23 protein-coding genes are annotated in these 23,281 nt (G+C 66.4%); 9 read left to right on the top strand and 14 right to left on the bottom strand.

Annotation, left to right across the window (positions count from 1 at the left end; genetic code table 11):
* Positions 1-124: 124 nt before the first annotated feature.
* Positions 125-2,512 (bottom strand): N-acylhomoserine lactone acylase HacB, encoded by a 2,388-nt coding sequence (gene hacB, locus ACTJJX_RS04035; protein WP_016852354.1) that lies wholly within the window; start codon positions 2,510-2,512, stop codon positions 125-127.
* A gap of 110 nt (positions 2,513-2,622) precedes the next feature.
* On the opposite strand from hacB, the gene ACTJJX_RS04030 reads away from it, so the two are divergent.
* Positions 2,623-3,675, top strand: coding sequence for an AraC family transcriptional regulator (locus ACTJJX_RS04030; RefSeq protein ID WP_003112941.1), 1,053 nt, complete (start codon positions 2,623-2,625; stop codon positions 3,673-3,675).
* Here ACTJJX_RS04030 and ACTJJX_RS04025 read toward each other — a convergent pair.
* Both ACTJJX_RS04025 and ACTJJX_RS04020 read right to left on the bottom strand, forming a co-directional pair.
* Complete coding sequence (locus tag ACTJJX_RS04025) at positions 3,654-4,157, bottom strand: transcriptional regulator (RefSeq protein WP_003112942.1); 504 nt, start codon at positions 4,155-4,157, stop codon at positions 3,654-3,656. The two genes, ACTJJX_RS04030 and ACTJJX_RS04025, sit on opposite strands and share 22 nt — an antisense overlap.
* A 104-nt stretch (positions 4,158-4,261) precedes the next feature.
* Positions 4,262-4,873, bottom strand: a complete 612-nt coding sequence (locus ACTJJX_RS04020; protein WP_003118762.1) for a DUF6436 domain-containing protein — start codon at positions 4,871-4,873, stop codon at positions 4,262-4,264.
* Positions 4,874-4,949: 76 nt separating this feature from the next.
* Here ACTJJX_RS04020 and ACTJJX_RS04015 point away from each other — a divergent pair, with 76 nt between their 5' ends.
* Positions 4,950-5,891 (top strand): alpha/beta hydrolase, encoded by a 942-nt coding sequence (locus ACTJJX_RS04015; protein WP_023082625.1) that lies wholly within the window; start codon positions 4,950-4,952, stop codon positions 5,889-5,891.
* A gap of 19 nt (positions 5,892-5,910) precedes the next feature.
* Here the strand turns inward: ACTJJX_RS04015 and ACTJJX_RS04010 are convergent, their stop codons facing one another.
* Positions 5,911-6,663: a hypothetical protein gene (locus ACTJJX_RS04010; RefSeq protein ID WP_003084320.1), complete on the bottom strand. Its 753-nt coding sequence runs from the start codon at positions 6,661-6,663 to the stop codon at positions 5,911-5,913.
* Positions 6,664-6,711: 48 nt separating this feature from the next.
* Here ACTJJX_RS04010 and ACTJJX_RS04005 point away from each other — a divergent pair, with 48 nt between their 5' ends.
* The gene (locus ACTJJX_RS04005; protein ID WP_003118764.1) at positions 6,712-7,410 is read left to right on the top strand and encodes a 2OG-Fe(II) oxygenase; all 699 of its coding nucleotides are present in this window, start codon (positions 6,712-6,714) and stop codon (positions 7,408-7,410) included.
* 21 nt (positions 7,411-7,431) lie between these two features.
* Here the strand turns inward: ACTJJX_RS04005 and ACTJJX_RS04000 are convergent, their stop codons facing one another.
* On the bottom strand, positions 7,432-7,986 hold the full coding sequence (locus tag ACTJJX_RS04000; protein WP_016852356.1) for a DUF6160 family protein: 555 nt from the start codon (positions 7,984-7,986) through the stop codon (positions 7,432-7,434).
* 265 nt (positions 7,987-8,251) lie between these two features.
* On the opposite strand from ACTJJX_RS04000, the gene ACTJJX_RS03995 reads away from it, so the two are divergent.
* Complete coding sequence (locus tag ACTJJX_RS03995; RefSeq protein ID WP_003112945.1) at positions 8,252-8,746, top strand: DUF523 domain-containing protein; 495 nt, start codon at positions 8,252-8,254, stop codon at positions 8,744-8,746.
* Between the two features lie 2 nt (positions 8,747-8,748).
* On the opposite strand, the gene ACTJJX_RS03990 is transcribed toward ACTJJX_RS03995, so the two are convergent.
* Both ACTJJX_RS03990 and ACTJJX_RS03985 read right to left on the bottom strand, forming a co-directional pair.
* Positions 8,749-9,441 carry an amino acid ABC transporter permease gene (locus tag ACTJJX_RS03990; RefSeq protein WP_003084339.1) on the bottom strand — a complete coding sequence of 231 codons (693 nt, stop codon included), beginning with the start codon at positions 9,439-9,441 and terminating at the stop codon, positions 8,749-8,751.
* A gap of 71 nt (positions 9,442-9,512) precedes the next feature.
* Positions 9,513-10,283 (bottom strand): cystine ABC transporter substrate-binding protein, encoded by a 771-nt coding sequence (locus tag ACTJJX_RS03985; RefSeq protein ID WP_003112946.1) that lies wholly within the window; start codon positions 10,281-10,283, stop codon positions 9,513-9,515.
* Positions 10,284-10,575: 292 nt separating this feature from the next.
* Between ACTJJX_RS03985 and ACTJJX_RS03980 the strand changes: the two genes are divergently transcribed.
* The gene (locus tag ACTJJX_RS03980) at positions 10,576-11,013 is read left to right on the top strand and encodes a DUF4399 domain-containing protein (protein WP_003084345.1); all 438 of its coding nucleotides are present in this window, start codon (positions 10,576-10,578) and stop codon (positions 11,011-11,013) included.
* 57 nt (positions 11,014-11,070) lie between these two features.
* On the opposite strand, the gene serA is transcribed toward ACTJJX_RS03980, so the two are convergent.
* Entirely contained in the window at positions 11,071-12,300 is a 1,230-nt protein-coding gene (gene serA / locus ACTJJX_RS03975) for a phosphoglycerate dehydrogenase (protein ID WP_003112947.1), read from the bottom strand.
* A 203-nt stretch (positions 12,301-12,503) separates the two neighbouring features.
* Between serA and ACTJJX_RS03970 the strand changes: the two genes are divergently transcribed.
* From ACTJJX_RS03970 to ACTJJX_RS03955, 4 genes are all read left to right on the top strand, one after another.
* On the top strand, positions 12,504-13,898 hold the full coding sequence (locus tag ACTJJX_RS03970; RefSeq protein WP_003112948.1) for an FAD-binding oxidoreductase: 1,395 nt from the start codon (positions 12,504-12,506) through the stop codon (positions 13,896-13,898).
* A gap of 91 nt (positions 13,899-13,989) precedes the next feature.
* Entirely contained in the window at positions 13,990-14,655 is a 666-nt protein-coding gene (locus tag ACTJJX_RS03965; protein ID WP_003110705.1) for a fumarylacetoacetate hydrolase family protein, read from the top strand.
* 98 nt (positions 14,656-14,753) lie between these two features.
* A complete protein-coding gene (locus ACTJJX_RS03960; protein WP_003121726.1) occupies positions 14,754-15,743 on the top strand; it encodes an SdiA-regulated domain-containing protein in 990 nt (329 codons plus the stop codon).
* A gap of 83 nt (positions 15,744-15,826) precedes the next feature.
* On the top strand, positions 15,827-16,177 hold the full coding sequence (locus ACTJJX_RS03955; protein ID WP_003084357.1) for a NirD/YgiW/YdeI family stress tolerance protein: 351 nt from the start codon (positions 15,827-15,829) through the stop codon (positions 16,175-16,177).
* An 80-nt stretch (positions 16,178-16,257) separates the two neighbouring features.
* On the opposite strand, the gene aphB is transcribed toward ACTJJX_RS03955, so the two are convergent.
* The 6 genes from aphB to ACTJJX_RS03925 all read right to left on the bottom strand — a co-directional run bounded on the left by aphB (position 16,258) and on the right by ACTJJX_RS03925 (position 22,974).
* Positions 16,258-17,292 (bottom strand): acetylpolyamine amidohydrolase AphB, encoded by a 1,035-nt coding sequence (gene aphB / locus ACTJJX_RS03950; RefSeq protein ID WP_003110574.1) that lies wholly within the window; start codon positions 17,290-17,292, stop codon positions 16,258-16,260.
* 15 nt (positions 17,293-17,307) lie between these two features.
* On the bottom strand, positions 17,308-18,702 hold the full coding sequence (locus ACTJJX_RS03945) for an APC family permease (protein ID WP_003112951.1): 1,395 nt from the start codon (positions 18,700-18,702) through the stop codon (positions 17,308-17,310).
* A 420-nt stretch (positions 18,703-19,122) separates the two neighbouring features.
* On the bottom strand, positions 19,123-20,166 hold the full coding sequence (locus ACTJJX_RS03940) for an ABC transporter substrate-binding protein (protein WP_003084365.1): 1,044 nt from the start codon (positions 20,164-20,166) through the stop codon (positions 19,123-19,125).
* Positions 20,167-20,213: 47 nt separating this feature from the next.
* Positions 20,214-21,002, bottom strand: coding sequence for an ABC transporter permease (locus ACTJJX_RS03935; RefSeq protein ID WP_003112952.1), 789 nt, complete (start codon positions 21,000-21,002; stop codon positions 20,214-20,216).
* The gene (locus tag ACTJJX_RS03930) at positions 20,999-21,928 is read right to left on the bottom strand and encodes an ABC transporter permease (RefSeq protein ID WP_003112953.1); all 930 of its coding nucleotides are present in this window, start codon (positions 21,926-21,928) and stop codon (positions 20,999-21,001) included. Before ACTJJX_RS03930 ends, ACTJJX_RS03935 begins: the two co-directional genes overlap by 4 nt.
* Complete coding sequence (locus tag ACTJJX_RS03925; RefSeq protein WP_003112954.1) at positions 21,925-22,974, bottom strand: ABC transporter ATP-binding protein; 1,050 nt, start codon at positions 22,972-22,974, stop codon at positions 21,925-21,927. Before ACTJJX_RS03925 ends, ACTJJX_RS03930 begins: the two co-directional genes overlap by 4 nt.
* Between the last annotated feature and the right edge of the window lie 307 nt (positions 22,975-23,281).

Below are 23,281 nucleotides of genomic sequence, written 5' to 3'. Positions count from 1 at the left end.
TCGGTGGCGGGAAATGCCTGGCTACGCTCCGTAGGGCGACGCCCGAGGCGTTATCCGCCGATAGCCCGTTGTATCCGGCGGACAACCACCATGCGGCTACTCGCCCGACCCCACGCCGGCCGGCTCAGCGCTTCGGCTCCAGCACCAGCACGCCCTTGCTGTTCGCCTTCACCTCGTTTTCCTCGTAGTGCTGCGGCAGGTAGTGGCCCTCGATGTAGGCCTCGGCCTGGTCGTCGTAGTGGCCGTCGAAGGGCACGCCGCTCTGCCCGACCGGGTTGATGCCGAGGCTGTGGGTCGGGTCGGCGAAGTCCACCAGGCGCCGGGTCGATGGACCGTAGGTGACCGCCCAGGGGGCCGGGCCGATCTTCGCCGACAGATTGTTCGGTACCTCGTGGGTGCCGGGGGCGGCGAACGGACCGACGTTGAGAAGGCGCTTGAGCAGCGCCTGCTGGCCCAGGGCGTGCTCGTGGGTCAGGGTATGCGCCTTGCCCCACAGCCAGCCGGACGGGTCGTTGCCGAGGGTGCCGCGCAGATGCGCGAGGGAGGCGTTCCAGGCGGTCCTGACGATATCCGCGCGGGTTTCCCGGCGTTCTGTGCGGCGGTCGTCCCACCAGGGCGAGTCGGCGTCGCCAGCCAGCCGAGGCAGCGCGCTGTCGATGGCGCGGGTGGCGATCAGGCTGTCGAAGAAGGCATCGCCCAGTTCGTCGTGCAAGGCGCCCTCGGCAATCTGGAACAGCAACTGGTTGAACAGCGTGGCGGCGGTCGAGTCGACCGGGTAGTCGCCGTTCCAGGCCGCCAGTTGCTCGACCAGGCGCTTGCCTTCGGCGTCGTCGACCACCTCGCGCAGGACCGGCAGCAAGGGTGCGAGCAGGCGTGGCGCGTAGCCGGTGCGATTGCCGAGTTGCAGCGCGCGGCTGTTGTCCAGGTTCCATTTGGTGCCGCGGTCGGCCAGTTGGGTATCCAGCCACTGGCCGCGGTCCGCCAGGTTGTAGTAGCCGGGAATCGGCCGGCCATTGGCCGGGACCGGCTGGAAGTTGGCGGAGACGATGTAGCCGCGCGCCGGGTTTTCCTCCTGTGGGTTGTCGGCGAACGGATAGAAGCCGGACTTGTCCGCCTCGCCCTTGCTGCCGTCGAGGATGAAGCTCGGGTTCACCCCCTCCGGCCGCTTCGGCAGGGCCGCCGAGGCCCACCAGCCGATATCGCCGGCGGCGTTGGCCCAGACCAGGTTGAGTCCCGGCGAATGGATCTTCGAGGCCGCCGCGCGGGCCTTGGCCAGGGTATCGGCGCGATTCAGCTGGTAGAAGGCGTCGAGCACCGGGTTCTCGGTCTCGAGGAAAGCCCACCACATGGCGATCGGGGTCTTGCCGGAGCTGGCGCCGAGCGCGTCGTTGACGATCGGACCGTGGGGCGAGCGGCGCAGGGTGAGCTTCACCGGCGCAGCGCCCTTGACCGCGATTTCCTGCTCCTCGCTCTGCAGGTCGACCCATTCGCCCTGGTACCAGACCTGGTTGGGGTTGTCCGGGTTGACCTTCTCGGCGACCAGGTCGAGGTCGTCGTTCTGGAACATCGTCAGGCTCCAGCCGAACGCACGGTTGTGGCCCAGCGAGGCGAAGGGGTTGAGCGCCTGGTGGTGGCCATAGAGTTCGAAGCCGGGCGCGCTCAGCTGGGCCTCGTACCATACCGCCGGCGCGGCGAAGCGGATATGCGGGTCGCCGGCCAGCAGGGGCTTGCCGCTGGCGGTGCGGCTGCCGGCGACGACCCAGGCGTTGCTGCCCTCGAACTGCGGCAGGCCGGCGTCCTCCAGGGCCTGCTGGCTGAGACGGGCGAGGGCGCCGAGGTCCTTCCAGTCGCCGGCGCCCAGTGCGCCGGAGGGCGTCAGCACGCCCTGCGGATGCCAGTCGAGATCGAAGATGCGCAGGTAGTCGCTGCCCAGTTCGTCGCGGATGTAGGTCAGCACCGGCTCGGTGCGGAAGGCGGCAGCGAAGCTGTAGGCCATGTAGCCGGCGATGCTCAGGGTATCTTCGGGGGTGAAGGGACGCCTGGGTATGCCCAGCAGATCGAATTCGAGCGGCGCCGGGTTGTTCTCCTGGAACTGGTTGACCCCGTCCAGGTAGGCCTCCAGCACTTTCCAGGGCTGCGACTGCTTGTCCTGGCGGGCGCTGTATTCGGCGGCGTGGTCGCGGATGCGCAGGGTGCGGAACAGACGGTCGGTATCCACCAGCTTGGGTCCGAGCACTTCGGCCAGCTCGCCGCGCGCCAGGCGCCGCAGCATTTCCATCTGGAACAGGCGGTCCTGGGCGTGCACGTAGCCGAGGGCGCGGTAGAGGTCGGTCTGGTTCTGCGCATACAGGTGCGGAACCCCGCGCTCGTCGTAGCGCACGTCGACCGGCGCCTGCAGGTGGGCCAGGGCGAGCGAGCCGTTGCGGAGCGGCTGCTTGGCATGGAGGTACCAGGCGCCGCCGGCAGCCGCGGCGGCGACCGCCACGGCGATCACGGTCAGGGTGCGTTTCATCGATCCTTTCTCCTTGTTGTAGTGCCGAGCATTCTGCGGATGCCGCCGGCCCGCGGCATTGACCGAATGCTCGGACCCTGGAAGTCTTTGGTCAATCGCGAGGAGCCGCCATGCAGGACGACCCGTCTACCAGCCCCCTGACCCATTCCGCCACGTTGCGGCGTCTGTTGTATGAAGCCCTGGACGCCCTCGGGCTCGACCCCACCCGCGTCTACCGCAGCGTCTACCGGCGTATCCCGCTGCCGCCGCCGACCCTGGGCGGCCGCCTGGTGCATGACAACGCCCCGTTGTTCTGGACCGAGCTGGCGGCGGTGACCGGCGATGCCGACATCGGCCTGCACCTGGGCGAGGCAATGAAGCCGCGCCTGCTCGATGTGGTCGGCTACCTGCTGCTGTCCGCGCGCGACCTGGAGGAGGCGCTGCGCAGCTTCGTGCGTTTCCAGCACATTCTCTCCGGCGGTTTCGCCGCGCGCCTCGAGGTCGAAGGGGAAACGGCAAGGCTGATCCTCGACATCAACTACCTGGGCTATGCCTCGCTGCGCCAGCAGATCGAATGCCTGATGCTGCTGTTCCTCAAGCTGCTGGCGCTGATCAGCGACGACGAGTTCGTCGCCGAGCGCATCGAGTTCCGCCACCGAGCCCCGCCGCGGCTGGGCGAACACCGCCGGTTGTTCGGCAGGCTGCCGCTGTTCTCGCGGCCGCACGATGCCCTGGTGTTTTCCGCCGCCTTGCTGCGGCGTCCTTCGCGCAACGCCAATCCGGACATGCATGACGTGCTGACCCGCCACGCGGAAGAACAGTCCCGCGAACTCAGCGAGAACCGCTTGCTCAATCGCGTGCGCTACCTGATCGAGCTGCGCCTCGGGGAGGGCTATGGCTTGCGCCAGTGCGCGGCGGAGCTGGGCCTTGGCAGCGGTGCCTTGCAGCGTGCGCTGGCCGCTGGGGGAGCGAGTTTCCGGCAGGTTCGCGATGAGGTTCGCCGGCAGCGGGCGAGCGAGATGCTGTTGGCCGGTCGCGCCATCCGCGAGGTGGCCAAGGCTTGCGGGTTCGCCGAGCTGTCGCCGTTCTACCGGGCCTTTCGCCGCTGGCACGCCGCGCCCCCGGAGCAATACAGGGCGCGGCTGGCGAAGCGGGAAGAGGGTTACTCGACCAGCGGTACCTGACGGCCGATCTCCAGGGTGGCGATGGCGTCGAGCTGGATCTCGATCTGCAGGAAGCGCATGGCGCGCTTGGGCGAGACGTTCTTGGCGATGCGCTTGACGTACTTGTCGCGCAGTTCCAGACGGTCCTCCTGGAGGTCGTCGACACGCTCGATCAGCTTGCTCGCCTGGTCGTCGCTGACGTTGCCGCTGTTGTAGGCCTGGGCGTAGTCGAGCAGGAGCTTGAGGGTTTCCTTGCTGAGCTTGTCCGACTCGGTGCGGTAGGTGTTGTAGATCGGCCAGAACTTCTCGCCTTCCTGGTCGGTGAGGTTCATGTTGGCCTCGACGATGCGCTTGCGCTTGTAGTCGACGTCGGCCAGGTCGTTCTGGATCTGCGCCTGGTGCTCCTTCATCAGTTCCTTGCTGCTGGGCTGAGGGTCGTTCTGGGCGGCCATCAGTGGCAGGCTGACGAGGGCGAGCAGGGCGAGGGTGGGACGTAGGGACATGCAGCGACTCCTTGGTTCGGCAACGGCCCCTCGTGGGCCGACCCGGGCAGTGTAGCCGCTACGCCTTCCGGCGCCCCCTCCGGAAGGCCCGGTGTTGAGCCAGGTCAGCCTTTTTCCGGGGTCCAGGGGCAGTAGCAACCCACGGCGAGGGTATGGGTGGCATCCACCGGACGTCCCTGCAGCAGCGCTTCGAGGATCGGTTCGATGAAGCTGTTGCTGGAGGTGCATACCGCGCCCTCGCTATAGGGGCCGAAGTAGGCCAGGCGGCCGTCGCGGTCCCAGATCGCCACGGCCGGGCTGGCCGGCAACTGCTCGGAACCGGGCAGACCGGCGAGGGGGCGCAGGGCGGCCAGGTTGTCCGGCAGGCGGCCCTGGCTGCCAGGCTTCTGCAGGACATGGAACTCCACGCCCTTGCCGGCGAAGCGTTCGATCAGCTCGCCGAGGTGCTGCTGGTTGCCGACGTTGCAGGGGCAGGCCGGGTCCCAGAAATGCACCAGGCGGATCGCCCCCGGCCCGGCCAGCTCGGCCGGCAGGCGCAGGCTGTCGCCGGAGAACAGGGTGGTCTGCTCGCTGAACGGGCGGATGTAGCGGATCTCGAACCACCAGTAGGCGGCGAGCAGGCCGCCGGCCCAGAGCAGGCCGACCAGGCTGACGAGGAGCGTCTTGCGGCGGGGAGTCATGGCATTCACACGGAAAACGGGTGCCAAGCTTGCCATGTGTTCGCGCGCAGCTGAATATCCCTGGGTTTCGCCCGTGGCCCGGCCACGAATCGATTGCAGCCCGGAACCGCCGATGTCAGAAGCCTTCAACCCCGATTACCTGCGCCAGCACCTGCGACCCTTGGCCGCGGCCGAGGCGGACGCCGCCGTCCTCGCCTACCAGGCCTACTACGGCCTGGACCTGTGCTCCCGCCATCCGCGCCTGCAAGCGCGGCTCGGCAGCATGGCGGTCGACGGGCGCCGCCTGGCGGTGCAGGCCTGGCTGCTGCCGGAGGCGCGCGGCAGCCTGTTGCTGATGCATGGCTATTACGACCACATGGGACTGTATCGGCACGTGGTCGACTGGGCGCTGGGCATGGGCTTCTCGGTGCTCGCCTGCGACCTGCCGGGGCATGGCCTGTCCGAAGGCGAGCGGGCCAGCATCCGCGACTTCGCCGAATACCAGGCGGTGTTCAAGGGCCTGCTGGGCCAGGCTGCCGAACTCGACCTGGCGGCGCCCTGGCACCTCTGCGGACAAAGCACCGGGGGGGCGATCCTGCTGGACTACCTGCTGCACGGCGGCGAACGTCCCGAACTGGGCGAGACGATTCTCCTGGCGCCGCTGGTGCGCCCGCGCGCCTGGGGCTGGTCGAAGCTCAGCTACCGCCTGCTGAGCCCCTTCGTCGACTCGATCCCGCGGCGCTTCTCGGAGAACTCCAGCGATCCGCAGTTCCTCGACTTCCTCCGCGAGCACGATCCGTTGCAGCCACGCACCCTGCCGACCGCCTGGGTCGGCGCGCTGACCCGCTGGGTGCCGCGCATCGAGCGGGCACCTCGGCGTGCCCTGAGCCCCCTGGTGGTGCAGGGCGAGTCCGACGAGACGGTGGACTGGCGCCATGGCCTGAAGGTGCTGCGGGAGAAATTCGACGAGCCGCGGATACTGTTGCTGGAAGAGGCGCGCCATCACCTGGCGAACGAAAGCGAGGGGCTGCGGCGGCGCTATTTCGATTTCCTGAGCGACGCGCTGGGGGCCTGAGTTCCAGGCCCCGCGGCGATCAGGGGGCGACCGCCTGGTCCACCGCCAGGCCGGCTTTCAGCGCGGCCAGGGCCGCCTGGTAGTAGCTGCGGCCGGCCGGCGACTCGGCGAAGTTCACGTACTGGGTGAGTTCCGCATCGGAGAGATCGCGGTAGACATACAGCAGGGTGTTCTCCAGGTCCGCGCCGATCTGCTGCACCAGGCGCTGGCGCTGGCCTTCCAGCAACTGGCCGGTCTGTCCGCCGCCAAGCAGGCCGGGGAGGCCCGGAAGCATCTGGCTGAGGCTGTCGGCGGCGACCCCGGCCAGGGCCAGGCTGACTTCCGCGCCGGCCTCTCGGGCCGGAAGGACCTGGGCCAGGCGCTTGACGAGGGCCCGGCGTGGCTCGCTGGCGGTCTGCCGCGGCAGGCCGTTGCTGTGCTGGAGCAACTGGTCGCGGCGGGTGGCGAGCACCTCGGCGGCGACCACCTTGCGCCCCAGCGGCGACTCGAAGAAATTCAGCGGGCTGGCGCTGTCCGGCAGGTTCTCGCGCAGGCCGTTGAGGGCGCGCTGGTCGACTTCGGCCGGGGCGAAGCGGCGATTGCTGTTGTCCACCAGGGTCTGGTAGAGCGCGGGCGGCAGCTTGTCCTGGTAGCGCTTCTGCGCCGCGTCCAGGGCATCGCTGAAATGCGCGCGCTGGTCGGGCCAGCCAGCGGCCTGGTACAGGCGTTGATAAGGGTCGGCCAGGGCGGGCAGACCAACCAGCAGTAAAGCGAAGGCGAGCAAAGCGCGCATTGATACTCCTTTGGCGGCGAAAGCCTCGTCGTTCGGGTGGTGCCGTCCATGGGGCGCTATTGTCGACATGCGGCGGACCGCTTGTCGAGACACCGGGGCGGCACGCTACAATGGACAATGCACATCAACGTCAATCATCCCCTCCTGCATCGCATCGTCGATGAACTGGTCGACCAGGGCTGGTCGCACCAGAGCATCTTCATGCCTGAGCGTCTGACCACCAGATTGGCCGAAGAGTGCCGCACCCGTGCGGTCGCGGGCGACCTGACCCCGGCGGCGATCGGCCGCGGCGACGGCCAGGTGATCCGCGAAGGCATCCGCGGCGACCTCACGCAATGGCTGGAGCCCGGAGAATCCGAGGCCTGCGACGAATACCTGGGGGTGATGGACAGCTTGCGCCAGGCGCTCAACGCCTCGCTGTTCCTCGGCCTCGAGGATTTCGAGTGCCACTTCGCGCTGTACCCGCCGGGCGCCTATTACCAGAAGCATGTCGATCGTTTCCGCGACGACGACGCACGCACCGTCTCCGCGGTTCTCTACCTCAACGATGCCTGGTTGCCCGAGCATGGCGGCGCGCTGCGCCTGCACCTGCCGCAGCGGCAGGTGGACATCCAGCCGACGGGCGGTAGCCTGGTGGTGTTCATGTCCGCCGGCACCGAGCACGAAGTCCTGCCCGCCAGCCGCGACCGGCTGTCGCTGACCGGCTGGTTCCGCCGGCGCAACGAATCCCTCCTGCAACTCTCCTGAACCCTCGGCGGCGTCGCCGCCTCAGTGACCCCAGACCTTGATCGTGCCGCGCAGGTCGGTGATGTCGCGCAGTTCGATGCGGCCGATCGAGTTGTCGCCGATGTACAGGTCGCTGGCCACCCGCAGGCGGATGCGCTGCGCCGGCAGGCCGCTGGCGATCAACTGGTCGTTGATGGTGGCGAGGTCCGGCAGGCTGATCGCCAGTTGCTGCCCGCCGCCGCTGCCGGTGGTCACGTCCAGTGCCAGGGTCGGCTGCTCGACGCCGAAGATCGGCAAGCTCAGGCCGAGCTGGGCGGCGCCCAGGGGGATGTTGCCGCCGCGCCCGTCCGGGCAGTCGCCGGCCTTCACGCAGCCGTTGTCGATCACCAGGTTGCGCAGCGAGAGGCTGCCGCCGTCGTCCACCCAGGCGACCCTGGCCGCGCCGGCGCGCAGGTCCAGGCGCAGGCTGATGCCGGCGTGGCCGGTGACCTGGCTGAGACTGTCGTTGTCCAGGGCCTCCATGGCCGCCTGGCTGGCAGCGCTGGCGAGCAACGCGGGGGCCAGGAAAAACGGTAGAAGCGAGCGGGTCGGGAGCATGACGGGCGGGTCCTTCGCGGTTGCGCGGGAAGCCAGTCTGCTCGGGGCGGCGGAGGTTCGCCATGGGCCGCCCGCAGTTCTATCCTAAGGATCGGCAAGAAATAGCCCTGGTCCCCGCCATACGGGCGCTGGAGCGCTACCGCGAGGCCTAACTCCGGTTGGGTCGAGGGCGGGTTTCCCCGGTGTTTCCCGGCTACTGTTACCGGGCGTGACCATCGGCGAGCGGCGGGCTACTCTGTGTGCCTGTCAAAGGGGTGGAGCATCCATGCAGAAGGTTCTGGTCAGCCGTTGCCTGCTGGGCCACCTGGTGCGCTACGACGGTGGCAGCCATGGCCCGTTCGACCTGCTCTCGCGCTGGCATGCGCAGGGGCGGATCGTCGCCCTTTGCCCGGAGGTCGCCGGAGGCCTGCCGACGCCCCGCCCGCCAGCGGAGATCCCCGGCGGCCAGGGCGGCGAAGTGCTGGACCGGCTGAACCGGGTCTTCACCGTCGACGGCGAGGATGTCAGCGAAGCATTCCTGCTGGGTGCGGAGGCGGCAGTGGAGCTGGTCCGCCGCCATGACATCCGGATGGCCGTGCTCAAGGCGCGCAGTCCTTCCTGCGGCAACCTGGAGAACTACGACGGGCGCTTCAACGGCAACCGGGTCGCCGGCGAGGGCGTTACCGCCGCCGCCCTCAAGCGCATGGGCGTGCTGGTATTCAACGAGGATGAACTGGACCGCGCCGCGGTCTGCCTGGCCGGCCTCGACGCCGGCGGCTGAACTCAGCGCCGCAGCGGCGCGGTCAGGCGGTTCTCCAGGGCTTTCTGCACACGCTCGAAGAGTGCCGAAAGCAGCCAGTAGATCCCGGCGGCGGCGAGATAGAGCGGCAGCGGCTGGAAGGTCTCGGCGATGACCTCCTTGGTCGCCAGCATCAGTTCGGTCACGGTGATCACGGAGATCAGCGAGGTGTCCTTGATCAGGCTGATCAGGCTGTTCGACAGGCTCGGCACCGCCAGGCGCAGGGCCTGCGGGGTGATGATGTTCCACAGGGTCTGGCCCCAGGTCAGGCCGACCGAGAGCCCGGCTTCCCATTGTCCCTTGTCGATGCCGAGGATCGCCCCGCGCATGGACTCCGAGAGATAGGCCGCGACATTCAGGGTCAGCGCCAGGATGCCCGCGGTGACCGGGGTGAACTCGATGCCTACGCTCGGCAGCCCGTAGTACAGGACGAAGATCTGCACCAGCAGTGGCGTCCCGCGGAAGGCGCTGACGTAGACCGCGGCGATCTGCGAGACCACCGGCACCTTGGTCACCCGGACCACCGCGACGCTGAAGCCGAGGATCAGGCCCAGGACCATCGATACCGCGGCGAACAGCACGGTATACATCGCGCCCTGGAGCAGGAAGGGCCAGGCCATCCCGAGCAGCTCGACCAGGTTGGCGAGCCATTCGAGCAATTTCTGCAGCGAATTCATTCAACACTCCATCGACAAACACGACGGCCGCGTCTCTCGGGCGCGGCCGCTTCCCCCGTTCGGGCGGGAGCTCACTTCGGCGGCTGGCTGACGTCCAGGCCGAACCACTTTTCCGAGAGCTTGGCGAAGCGGCCGTCGGCCTTGATCTTCTCCAGCGCCGCATTCAGCGCCTCGCCGAACTTCGGATTGTTCTTCCGGTAGGGAATCGCCATGTTCGCCACCGGTCCCACCGCCGCGCCGGGCTTGACCGGCAGCTTGGCCTCGCGGATGGCGAAGGGGATCAGCAGGCGGTCGTTGAGCGCCGCGTCGATGCGTTTGCTGGCCAGGTCCTGCAGGTATTCCGGGGCGCCCGGATAGGTGCGCACGTTGACGCCGGCCACCGACTTCGCCAGGTCGGCGTAGTTGGTGCCCTGGCCGACGCCGAGCTTGAGGCCCTTGAGGTCTTCCAGCGACTTGAACTGGCGGGTTTCGTCGGCGCGCACGATCAACTGGGCGCTGGAGATGGTGTATGGCTCGCTGAAGTCGAAGACCTTGCGCCGCTGCTCGTTCACCGAGACCTGGTTCAGCGCGATGTCGTACTTGCCGCTCTGCAGGCCGGCGAGGATGCCGCTCCATTCGGTGGTGACGAATTCCGGCTTGACCGCCAGTTCGGCGGCCAGCAGTTCGCCCAGTTCGGTCTCGAAGCCGGTGAGCTTGCCGCCCTGCTTGAAGTTGAACGGCGGATAGGTGCCCTCCAGGGCGATGCGCAGGGCGCCGCGCTGGTGGACGTCGTCGAGCAGCTCGGCATGGGCCAGCGGAGCGGCCAGGGATACCAGCATCAGCAGGCGGGGCAGAAATCGCATGTAGTACTCCTCGGGTGGGAATGAACGTCGGTCGGGCCTATGCTGTTCGTTCAGCTTAGCCGGGCCCGCGTCCTGGACAATCGCGAACCTACTGGGTTGCATGCGGTCTTTCCAGGGGTTGCGGGCATTGACCCGGATTATGTGCGCGAGCGCCGCTCTAACACGGGCTTCGCAGTGGAAATCGCTGTGCCAGCGATGCCTTTCCCTGATTCGGAAGGCACGAAGAGTGCCGGGGAAATTCCGTCCAGTGGTGTTTCCCGGGTGCTAACGGAAGTGAAAACAGGAGACTCCCATGAGAGTGACATTGCCTTGCCTCGGTCTAGCCGCCCTGATGTTCGGCGCATCCGCCAGCCTGATGGCTGCCGACCTGCCCCGGACGAAGGCGCCCGAAGGGGCGAAAGTGTATTTCATCACGCCGGCCGATGGTGCAACCGTCGACAAGACCTTCACCGTGAAATTCGGCCTGAAAGGCATGGGCGTGGCGCCGGCCGGCGTCGACATGCCGGATACCGGCCACCATCACCTGTTGGTGGACCTGAAGGAGCAGCCGGCGATGAACCTGCCGCTGCCGATGACCGACAACATCCGCCACTTCGGCAAGGGCCAGACCGAAACCGAGATCACCCTGCCGCCGGGCAAGCACACCCTGCAACTGCTGGTGGGCGACAAGAACCACGTGCCGCTGGAGCCGACCGTGGAGTCGGAGAAGATCACCGTTACCGTCAAGTGACGGAAACGAAAAAAGGAGGCCGCTGGGCCTCCTTTTTCCTTTCCGCCGGACGCTGCCTTAGAACAGCACGCGGCTACGGATGGTACCGTTGACCTGCTGGAGTTTCTCCAGGGCCAGGTCCGAGTACTCGGCATCGACGTCGATCACTACGTAGCCGACCTTCTCGTTGGTTTGCAGGTACTGGCCGGAAACGTTGATGCCGTTGTCGGCGAAGACCTTGTTGATCTCGCTCATCACGCCGGGGATGTTGGCGTGGATGTGCAGCAGGCGGTGCTTGCCTGGGTGCGACGGCAGGGCCACTTCGGGGAAGTTGACCGAGGACACCGAGGTGCCGTTGTCGCTGTACTTGACCAGCTTCTCCGCCACTTCCAGGCCGATGTTGGCCTGTGCCTCGGCGGTGGAGCCGCCGATGTGCGGGGTCAGGATCACCCGGTCCAGGCCACGCAGCGGGCTGGCGAATTCCTCGTCGTTGGATTTCGGCTCGACCGGGAACACGTCGATGGCGGCGCCGATCAGGTGCTCGTCCTTGATCGCGGCGGCCAGGTGGTCCAGCTCGACCACTGTGCCGCGCGCGGCGTTGATCAGGATGCCGCCCTTCTTCATCGCGCGGATTTCCTTCTCGCCGATCATCCACTGGGTGGAGGGCAGTTCGGGAACGTGCAGCGAGACGATGTCGGACATGCCCAGCAGCTCGTGCAGGCTGCCGATCTGCACCGCGTTGCCCAGCGGCAGCTTGGTCACGGTGTCGTAGAAGAACACCTGCATGCCCAGGGCCTCGGCGAGTACCGAGAGCTGGGTGCCGATCGAGCCGTAGCCGACGATGCCGAGCTTCTTGCCACGGATCTCGAAGGAATTCGCCGCGCTCTTGATCCAGCCGCCGCGATGGCAGGAGGCGTTCTTTTCCGGGATGCCGCGCAGCAGCAGGATCGCCTCGGCCAGTACCAGCTCAGCCACAGAGCGGGTGTTCGAGTAGGGCGCGTTGAACACGGCGATACCGCGTTCGCGGGCGGCGTTGAGGTCGACCTGGTTGGTGCCGATGCAGAAGCAGCCGACCGCGATCAGTTTCTTCGCGCAGTCGAAGACCTCTTCGGTCAGCTGGGTGCGGGAGCGAATGCCGATGAAGTGCGCATCGGCGATCCTTTCCTTCAGCTCGTCGCCGGAAAGCGCGGTCTTGAGGTACTCGATGTTGGTGTAGCCGGCGGCCTTCAGCGTGTCCACGGCGTTCTGGTGGACACCTTCGAGAAGAAGGAACTTGATCTTGCTCTTGTCGAGAGAGGTCTTGCTCATCTGCGTAAACCTGTTGTCCCGGAGGAAGTGGCTGGAAAGCGAACTGCGCGAAGCGGGTCCGGCCGGCGCTGGCCGGCACCCGCAACTCGGCGCCCAGAGGCACTAAGCGCGGGGGGCGTATGCTAGCATGTTCTCCCTTTTCCTTGCCCGGTTGCGACCTGAGTTGTTCTCAGGACGACCATGAATCATTTGAGAGTTCCCGAATGACCCGCGAAGCCCTGATCGAATCGCTCAAGCCCCTGGTCGAGCCTGGCAAGCTGCTCGACGACGCCGCCTCCCTGGACGCCTACGGCAAGGACTGGACCAAGCATTTCGCCCCTGCGCCGCTGGCCATCGTGTTCCCCAAGAGCGTCGAGCAGGTCCAGGCGATCGTCCGCTGGGCCAACCAGCACAAGGTCGGTCTGGTCCCGTCGGGCGGTCGTACCGGGCTCTCCGCCGCGGCCGTGGCGGCCAACGGCGAAGTCGTGGTGGCCTTCGACTACATGAACCGGATACTCGACTTCAATGCCTTCGACCGCACCGTAGTCTGCCAGCCGGGCGTGGTTACCAAGCAACTGCAGACCTTCGCCGAGGAAAACGGCCTGTACTACCCGGTTGACTTCGCTTCTTCCGGTTCCAGCCAGATCGGCGGCAATATCGGCACCAATGCCGGCGGGATCAAGGTCATTCGCTACGGCATGACCCGTAACTGGGTGGCCGGGATGAAGGTCGTCACCGGCAAGGGCGACCTGCTCGAGCTGAACAAGGACCTGATCAAGAACGCCACCGGCTACGACATGCGCCAGCTGTTCATCGGCGCCGAAGGCACCCTGGGCTTCGTGGTCGAGGCGACCATGCGCCTGGAGCGCACGCCGAAGAACCTCACCGCTATGGTCCTCGGCACGCCCGACTTCGACTCGATCATGCCGGTGCTGCATGCCTTCCAGAGCAAGCTCGACCTGACCGCCTTCGAGTTCTTCTCCGACAAGGCCCTGGCCAAGGTCCTGGCCCGTGGCGATGTACCACGGGCGTTCGAGACCGACTGCCCGTTCTACGCCCTGCTGGAGTTCGAGGCGACCACCGAGGAAGTCGCCAACGAGGCGCTGGCCACCTTCGAGCACTGCGTCGAGCAGGGCTGGGTGCTGGACGGGGTGATGAGCCAGAGCGAGCAGCAGTTGCAGAACCTGTGGAAGCTGCGCGAGTACATCTCCGAGACCATCTCCCACTGGACGCCGTACAAGAACGACATCTCGGTCACGGTTTCCCGGGTGCCCGCCTTCCTCAAGGACATCGACGCCATCGTCGAGGCCAACTACCCGGACTTCGAGGTGGTGTGGTTCGGCCACATCGGCGACGGCAACCTGCACCTGAACATCCTCAAGCCGGAAAACCTCGGCAAGGACGAGTTCTTCGCCAAGTGCGCGACCGTCAACAAGTGGGTGTTCGAGACCGTCGAGAAGTACAACGGCTCGATTTCCGCCGAGCATGGCGTGGGCATGACCAAGCGCGACTACTTGACCTACACCCGCTCGGAAACCGAAATTGCCTATATGAAGGCACTGAAGGCGGTGTTCGACCCCAACGGGATCATGAATCCCGGCAAGATCTTCGCCGAGTAGCAGGTTTCGCAACGCAGAGGGCCGGTCATCCGGCCCTTCTCGTCTGTGGCGGGCGCCACGGATGCCTTTCCACCCGTTCAGGAGTCGGTAAATGAGTTACCAGCATCAATATATCGACGGCACCCCGATCCACTTCCCCCTGGGCAAGCTGGTCTGCGTCGGGCGCAACTACGCCGAACACGCCAAGGAACTGAACAACCCGGTTCCCACCGAGCCGCTGCTGTTCATCAAGCCCGGCTCCTGCGTGGTGCCGGTGAGCGGCGGGCTGAGCCTGCCGCAGGAGCGCGGCTCGGTACACTACGAGGCGGAAATCGCCGTGCTGATCGGCAAGCCGCTGTCGCGCAAGCCGAACCGCGAGGAGGTCCTCGACGCGATCTCCGGCTATGCGCCGGCGCTGGACCTGACCTTGCGCGAGGTCCAGGCGAAGCTGAAGGAAAAGGGCCTGCCCTGGGAGCTGGCAAAGAGCTTCGATGGCGCCGGCGTGCTGTCGCCGTTCGTGAACGCCGACCAGTTCCCCGACCCGACCGACATCGGCATCCGCCTGACCATCAACGGCGAGGTACGCCAGGACGGCAACAGCCGCGACATGCTCAATCCGATCGTGCCGCTGATCCAGCACATCGCCGGGCATTTCTCGCTACAGGCCGGCGATGTGGTGCTGACCGGCACGCCGTCCGGGGTCGGGCCGCTGAACAGCGGCGACGAGTTGCTGCTCGAATTGCCGGGCGCCAGCCGTTTCGAGACCCGCGTGCTCTGAACCGCTGCGGCCGCGGGGGGCGGCCGACTTCCCTAGCGCCGGCAGCGGAAGCGACTGTCGGTCGGCTGGCCGACGCTTCGATTGACAGGCCGGGGGCAATGCCCTTTCATGGCGACGCCCAAGAAAACACCTGGCCAAACAGTCGAGCCTCGCCCATGTCCCTTGCCTCCAAGCTTCCCCGTTTCCGCTGGCTGCTGCCGGCGTTCGTCGTGCTCGTCGGCGTGGTGCTGACCATCGTCATGCATTGGGACGATCGCGCCGGCCTTTGGTGGAAGGAAAGCCAGGCCAGCCAGCAGCAGCGCGACGAAAGCATCTGGCTGCCGGGCTATCGGGTGGTGATCGACGCCAAGCCGTTGCAGGGCCTGGAGGAGGAAGAAACCTCGGACCTGGCCTACAACCCGGCAACCAGGACCCTGTTCACCGTTACCGGCAAGCGGCCGCTGCTGGTGGAGCTGTCGCTCACCGGCGACGTGCTGCGCACCATCCCGCTGCTCGGCCTGAGCAATCCCGAAGGCGTGGCGGTGCTGGAGAACGGCAACGTCGCGGTGACCGACGAGCGCCGCAATACCCTGACCATCTTCCATGTCGACCCGCAGACCGCCGAGCTGAGCACCAAGAGCCTGGCCGAATTCCCGCTGGGCAATATCGGCAAGAAGAACAAGGGCTTCGAGGGCATCGCCTGGGATCCGCGCCAGCAGCGTCTGTTGCTGAGCAAGGAGCGCGATCCGATGACCCTGTTCAGCTGGAAGAGCGACGGCGGGCCGAGCCTGAGCGGGGCGATGACCGCGCTACCGAGCGACGACCTGTACATGCGCAACGTCTCGGCCCTCAGCGTCGACCCGCGTACCGGCCATACCCTGGTGCTGTCGGCCGAATCGCATCTGCTGCTGGAGCTGGACGAGAAGGGCGAGCCGGTCAGCTTCATCAGCCTGCTCGGCGGCTTCAACGGCCTGGACAGCAAGATCCCGCGCGCCGAAGGGGTGGCCATCGACGACGAGGGCACGATCTACATGGTCAGCGAGCCGAACCTGTTCTACGTGTTCCGCAAGAAGAGCGGCGAGCGCCTGGCCACCAGCGACGCCGATTAAGCTTCGCTTAAGCGCCGATTAAGCCTGGTTTCAGCAAGGCTTCGTAGCCTGGACCCATCGAAACCAACTACGAGGCGTTACCCATGAAACTTCGTCACCTGCCCCTCATCGCTGCCATCGGCCTGTTCTCCACCGTCACCCTGGCCGCCGGCTATACCGGCCCGGGCGCTACCCCGACCACCACCACGGTGAAGGCCGCGCTGGAAGCCGCCGACGACACCCCGGTGGTCCTCCAGGGCACCATCGTCAAGCGCATCAAGGGCGACATCTACGAGTTCCGCGATGCCACCGGCAGCATGAAGGTGGAGATCGACGACGAAGACTTCCCGCCGATGGAAATCAACGACAAGACCCGGGTCAAGCTGACCGGCGAAGTCGACCGCGACCTGGTCGGCCGCGAGATCGACGTCGAGTTCGTCGAAGTGATCAAGTAAGGCCCTGAATCGAAACGGCCCGCCTCCCGGAAGAGAGGCGGGCCGTTTCGCGTTCCGAACGGGCGAAGTTGCGGGCGGGCTTACCGGTGAACCCCTTCGAAACCCTGTAGCACGTTCACCGCGTTGATCCCGATTTCCTCCACCGCGTAGCCTCCCTCCATCACGAACAGCGTGGCCAGGCCGAGCTTGCCGATGGCTTCGCCCATGCGCAGGTAGTCGGGGCTGTCCAGGCGGAACTGGGAAATCGGGTCCTCCTTGAAGGTATCCACCCCCAGGGAAACGATCAGGACGTCCGCCGCATAGGCCTGGATCTGCCGGATCGCCGCCTGCAGCGCCTGGCTCCAGGTCGCCCAGTCGCTGCCGGCCGCCAGTGGGTAGTTGAAGTTGTAGCCGGTGCCGACGCCGTTGCCCTTCTCGTCGGCGTAGCCGAGGAAATAGGGGTATTCGAAGCGCGGATCGCCGTGGATCGAGGTGAACAGCACATCGGCGCGGTCGTAGAAGATGTCCTGGGTGCCGTTGCCATGGTGGTAGTCGACGTCGAGGATCGCCACCCGCCCGGCGCCCCGGTCGAGGAAGGCCTGGGCGGCGATGGCGGCATTGTTGAAGAAGCAATAGCCGCCCATGTAGTCGGCCGCGGCGTGGTGGCCCGGCGGGCGACAGAGCGAAAATACCGAGCGCGCGCCGTTGGCGAGTTCGGACTGGCCGCTGAGGGCGACGTTGGCCGAACTGGTGATCGCCTGCCAGGTCCCGGCGGTGATCGGCGCGCCGGCGTCGAAGGAGTAGTAGCCGAGGCGACCGTCGATGTTGTCCGGCTCCGTCTGCCGCAGGCGCCGGGTCGGCCAGGCGATCGGCAGCATGTCGTGGCTGCGGCCGGTGGCCAGCCAGTCCTGCCAGGCGTTCTGCAGGAAACGCACGAAACCCTCGCTGTGCACCCGGCGGATCGGTTCCAGGCCGAAGTCGCGCGGTGCGCGGACTTCGCCGAGGCCGACGGCCTTCACGCGGTCGAGGACCATGTCGGCGCGGCTGGGTTTTTCGAAGCAGGGGGTGAACTGGCCGCCGATCAGTTCGTGCCGGCCGTGGTGCAGGCGATGGTCGTCGCTGTAGATGGTCAGCATGTCGGGCTCCCGGGCTCAGTTCTGTTCGGAGAAGGTCACGGTCGGCGCCTTGCGGCGGAAACCGCCGGTATGCAACGCCAGGTAGGCGAGGCCGGCGGCGAACCAGGTCAGGCCGATCACCAGGGTCAGCGCCGAGAGGCTGGTCCACAGCCACAGGGTCAGGCCCAGGCCGATGGCCGGCACCAGCCCGTAGCGCAGCAGGTCGCGCGGGGCGCGGCGGCCGTCGAGCAGCAGGTAGCTGCGGATCACCGCCAGGTTCACCGCGGAGAACGCCACCAGCGCGCCGAAGCTGATCATCGAGGCCAGGGTGGTGAGATCGATGACCACCGCCAGCAGGGAAATCACCGAGACCACCAGGATCGCGATCACTGGCGTCTTGAAGCGCTCCGAGAGGCTGCCGAACACGCGCCGCGGCAGGATGCCGTCGCGGCCCATGCTGTAGAGGATGCGCGACACCGAGGCCTGCGAGGCCAGCGCCGAGCCGGCGGCGCCGGCGACGTAGGCGGCGGTGAAGAAGCTGGCGAGGAACTTGCCGCCGGCCGCCAGCATCACTTCGTTGGCCGCCGACTCGGCGTCCTGGAATACGCTGCCGGGGAACACCAGTTGGCTGAAGACCGCCAGCACGGTGAACAGCAGGCCGGCGCCGACCGTGGTGATGACGATGGCGCGCGGGATGTCGCGTTGCGGGTCGCGGGTTTCCTCGGCCAGGGTCGAGACCGCGTCGAAGCCGAGGAACGACAGGCACAGCACCGCCGCGCCGGCCATCAACGGGGCGAAGCCCGGCTGGCTGCCGTCGCCGACGAAGGGCAGGCTCAGGTCCAGCGAGGGGATGCCGGCCAGGTGCTTGACCGCCATGGCGACGAACACCACGGCGAAGACGAACTGGGCGCCGACGATCACGTTGCTCATGCCGGCCACCGAGCTGATGCCGATCACATTGAGCACGGTGACCAGGCCGATCGCCGCGAGCACGAAGACCCAGGCCGGCACCATCGGGAAGGCGATGTTGAGGAACAGGCCGATGAGCAGGTAGTTGATCATCGGCAGGAACAGGTAGTCGAGCAGCAGCGACCAGCCGGCGAGGAAGCCGACGCAGGGGCCGAAGCTGAGGCTGGTATAGGAATAGGCCGAGCCGGCGATGGGATATTTCTTCACCATGAAGCTGTAGGAAAAGGCGGTGAAGAGCATCGCCGCCAGGGTGATCAGGTAGGCGCTGGCGGTGCGACCGCCGGTGATCTCGGTGACTACCCCGTAGGTGGTGAACATGGTCAGCGGAACCATGTAGACCAGCCCGAAGAAGACCAGGGCGGGAAGCCCGAGGATGCGCCGCAGGCCGGTGCCCTGGGCGCTGTGGACGTACTCGGGGCGCTTGCCGCCGATGAGGATGCCGTTGTTGCGTTCGCTGGCCATGTTCCGCTCCTCGCGAAATGCCGTATCGATCCCGCAGGCGGCCGCTTGGGCGGACCTTTCCTGCGCCGGGTGAATGGACGGGCTAGTGGAAAACCGCTGGGGTTTCCGTCGGGTCGGTGGAAATGGCAGTGACGAGAGGGCGCGCGGCGTGTGCGGGCACGGGCGTTGGGGCGTCGATAGTGTTCATGGCGTTCTCAGGAAGCGTTCTTGTTGGATTTCTAGCTCGCGGTCGCGAGGTTCCCTTGGGCTCTGCCGGCGCCGTTTCCGCGGCTCCGGGCGACCCCTCGAGGAGGGCGCGGTTCGACTCTAGCAATCCGGTTTCGCCGGGGAGAACCCTGTAGACGGTCAAAAAGGGATCGAGATGGCCAAACTGGTTGGCCGGCCAGCGCTGGCGCGAGCTGGCCGCCAGCGCCGCGTCGATCATTTCTTAAGCTTGGTCCAGACCTTGCTGCGCAACGCCAGGGCTTTCGGCGAGCAGAGCTTGAACGGCTTCAGGCGGTCGAGCTTGTCCTGCGGGGTGTTGATCGCCGGGTCGTCGAACAGTGCTTTCTCCATGAATTTCTCCGAGCCGACGATGGCGTTGTTGTACTTGGCGAAGTTGGAGGCGGCGGCGATGTTCTCCGGGCGCATCATCCAGTCGATGAAGACGTGGGCTTCCTTGACGTTGCTGGCGTCGCGCGGAATCGCGAAGTTGTCGATGAACAGCCGGATGCCTTCCTTCGGATAGACGTATTCGAGGCTGGCGCGTTGGGCGTGGGCGCGGTGGAAGGCGCCGTTCCACTGCTGGTGCATGGCGACCTCGCCGGCGGCCATGCGCTCGATGGTGCCGTCGCTGTTGTACATGGCCAGCGCCGGCTTTTGCCTGAGCAGCAGGTCGAGGACCTTCTGCGCTTCCCTGGCGTCCTCGGTGCATTCGTCGATGCCGAGGTAGTAGGTGGCGGGAATGAACAGTTCCTCGATGGAGTTCAGAGCCACCACCTTGCCTTTCAGCTCGGCTGGTGGTTCGAAGAACGGCTTCCAGCTTTCTTCCAGCCTGCCGCCCGGCACCTTCGCCGTATCGTAGCTGTAGCCGGTGGTGCCCCAGAGATAGGGAATGCTGTAGTCGTGGCCGGGATCGAAGCCAAGGGTCCGGAAGTTTTCCTTCAGATTGCCCAGGCTCGGCAACTGGCTCTTGTCGAGCTTTTGCAGCAGCCCCTCCTTGACGAATATTTCTATGAAACTGTCCGACGGCACCACCACGTCGTAGGCGCCGCCACCGGCCTTGAGCTTGGCCAGCAGCGTCTCGTTGCTGTCGTAGGCGTCGAGGGTGGCCTTGATCCCGGTGTCCTTCTCGAACTTCTTCAGCAACTCCGGCGGGTAGTAGTCCGACCAGTTGGCGAAGTGCAGGGTGCCTTCGGCGCGAGCCTGGCCGCCCAGGGCTAGACCGGCGGCGAAGAGCAGGGTGAGCGGTGTGCGGTAGGTCATGATGGACTCCTGGCGATCTTCTGTTTTTTCTTCGTGGAGGCAGGTTCTCAGCGGCGGCGTTGGCCGAGGTAGTACGACAGGGCGACGAAGGCGATGGAAATCATGAGGATGATCGAGGAAATCGCATTGATCTTCGGGGATATGCCCATGCGGATGGAACTGAAGATGTACACCGGCAGGGTGGTTGCGCCGGCGCCGGCGACGAAATAGGTGATGACGAAATCGTCCATCGAGATGATGAACGCGAGCATCGCCCCGGACAGCACGCCGGGCATCAGCAGCGGCAGGGTGATTTTCCAGAAGGCCTTCCACGGCGAGGCGTAGAGGTCGGCGGCGGCCTCCGCCAGGCGCGGGTCCAGGCCCTCCAGGCGGGCGCGGATCGGCAGGTAGGCGAAGGGGATGCAGAACACGATGTGGGCGATGAGGATGGTGAACAACGACAGCTTCAGGCCGATGAAGGAGAAGAACATCAGGGTCGCCACCGCAGTGACGATCTCCGGCACCAGCAGCGGCAGGCCGAGAACGCCGTTCATCAGGGTCTGCCCGCGGAAGGCGCGACCGCGCATGCCCAGCGCGGCGAGGGTGGCCAGGACGGTCGAGGCCAGGGTGGCGAGGGTGGCGACGAGCAGCGAGTTCTTCGCCGCGCGGAGGATTTCCGGATCGTTGGCCACCACCGCATACCATTTCAGGCTGAAGCTCTCCCAGAGCGTCGCCGACTGGCCGCTGTTGAAGCTGAGCACTACCAGCACCAGGATCGGGATGTAGAGGAAGGCGAAGAACAGCCAGGCGGCCTGGCGCACGCCGCTGAAGGTCCAGAGTGGATTGCGGCCGTTCATGGCTGGCCTCCGCCGGCGTTGGCCCGGAAGCGCAGGTTGTAGATCAGCATCGCCAGCAGGACGAAGGCCAGCAGGGCGAACGAAAGGGCGGCGCCGAACGGCCAGTTGTGCGCGGTACCGAATTGCAGCTGGATCAGGTTGCCGATCATCAGCGCCTTACCGCCGCCGAGCAATTCCGGAATGATGTAGCTGCCCAGGGCCGGGATGAATACCAGGATGCAGCCGGCGACTATCCCCGGCATCGCCAGCGGCACGATCACCCGGCGCAGCGCTTTCCAGCGGTTGGCGCCGAGGTCGAATGCCGCCTCCACCAGGCGCCAGTCCATCTTTTCCAGGCTGCTGTAGATCGGCAGCACCATGAACGGCAGGTAGGTATAAAGGAGGCCGATGATCACCGCGTTGTCGGTATAGAGCAGCCCCAGCCCGGTGTCGGTCAGGCCGATGCCTTGCAGGCCGGCGTCCACCAGCCCGCCGTTGCGCAGCAGCAGGATCCAGGCGTAGACCCGCACCAGCAGGTTGGTCCAGAACGGCACGGTGACCAGGAACAGCAGCAGGTTGCGCCGGCGTTCCGGTTGCAACGCCAGGTACAGCGCGGTGGGGAAGCCGAGCGCCAGGCAGCCGAGGGTGGTCAGCAGCGACAGCCAGAACGAGCGCTGGAAGATGCCCAGGTAGTCGGCGTTGAACACCAGGCTGTCGTCCAGGTCGCGTTCCCAGAGGAAATTGAGGTAGGCCTCCAGGCTGTGCTGGCCCCATTTCACTCCGCCGTAGTCGCCGGATTGCTGGATCGACACGGCGAACATGATGCCCAGCGGGATCACCAGGAACAGCACCAGCATCAGCATCGCCGGGCTGCTCAGCAGCAGGCGCCGACGCAGCTGCCGGCGTTCGGCCGACTGTTGCGCGGTAGGTCGGCCGGCGGTGCTCATTCGGCGAGCACCCGGATGGCGGCGGCGGGAATCCGCACCCGCACCTTCGCCCCCGGACTGTGCGGGCAGCGTGCGCCGTCGCGGTTCTGCTGGCGCACGCGGAAGCCCGGCTGTCCGGCCACGTTCAGGTGGTAGACGGTATCGGTGCCGACATAGACGATGTTTTCCAGCACGCCTTCCAACTGGCCGTCGGCGGCCAGTTCGGTGCGCTCCGGGCGGATCGCCAAGGTCACAGCGCCGCTGCCCGGGGTCGTCGCGGCCAGCCGCTGGCCGTCCGCCAGGCGCACGCCGTCGGCGTCGGCCTGGCCCTCGAGGAAGTTGGTTTCGCCGATGAAGTCGGCGACCGCCCGGTTCAGCGGCGCCTCGTAGATGTCGCTGGGCGTGCCGACCTGCAACACCTTGCCCTTGCTCATCACCGCGATGCGGTCGGACATGGTCAGCGCTTCCTCCTGGTCGTGGGTGACGAAGATGAAGGTGATCCCGGTCTCGTGCTGCAGGCGCTTCAGCTCGATCTGCATTTCCTTGCGCAGCTTCAGGTCCAGCGCCGACAGCGACTCGTCGAGCAGCAGCACCTTGGGCCGGCTGGCCAGCGCGCGGGCCAGGGCGATGCGTTGCTGCTGGCCACCGGACAACTGGTCGGCGCGGCGCTTGCCGACCTCCGGCAGCTTCACCAGGTCGAGCATGCGGCTCACGGTGGCGTCGATCTCGCTGCGCGGGCGGCCCTGCATCTCCAGGCCGAAGCCGATGTTGTCGGCGACGCTCATGTGCGGGAACAGCGCATAACTCTGGAACACCGTGTTGACCGGGCGGCGGAACGGCGGCAGGCCTTCCATGTGTTCGCCATAGAGGCGGATGCTGCCGGAACTGGGCTGTTCGAAGCCGGCGATGAGGCGGAGGAGGGTGGTCTTGCCGCAGCCGGAAGGGCCGAGGAGGGTGAAGAATTCGTTGGCGTGGATATCCAGGGACACATCGTCAAGGGCCTTCAGGCCTTGGCCGGGGGTACCGAATTCCATGCAGATCCGCTCGATGGCTATCGCGCTGGTCATGCTGAATTCCATGCAGTCAAGCAGTTGTTATTGTTGAGGTTTTGCGGTTTCTGGGGCCCGCTTCACCTGCTGCGGTTCGATAATGACCGGGGCGCCGCGGGCGCAGAACGATAGATGCGGCCAATAAGGGATCGAACAGGCCAATCTGGTGGCGCTGGAAGAAGACTGCGGATGCTCTCTTGTCGTCTCTTCGGACAGGAAACTCGGACCTGTCCGAGTCGCCCGGGCGGCTGGCTGACTTTAAGCTTGGCTTCAGCCTGGAGCCGTAGCTTGCGTAGGAAAGGTCGGGCGCAGCCCGTTTCCATAC

Origin of the sequence: Pseudomonas sp. 22490, from assembly GCF_052044465.1 — a bacterium.
Classification (GTDB): Bacteria; Pseudomonadota; Gammaproteobacteria; order Pseudomonadales; family Pseudomonadaceae; genus Pseudomonas; species Pseudomonas aeruginosa.
This window is presented reverse-complemented; position numbering and strand designations above follow the sequence as displayed.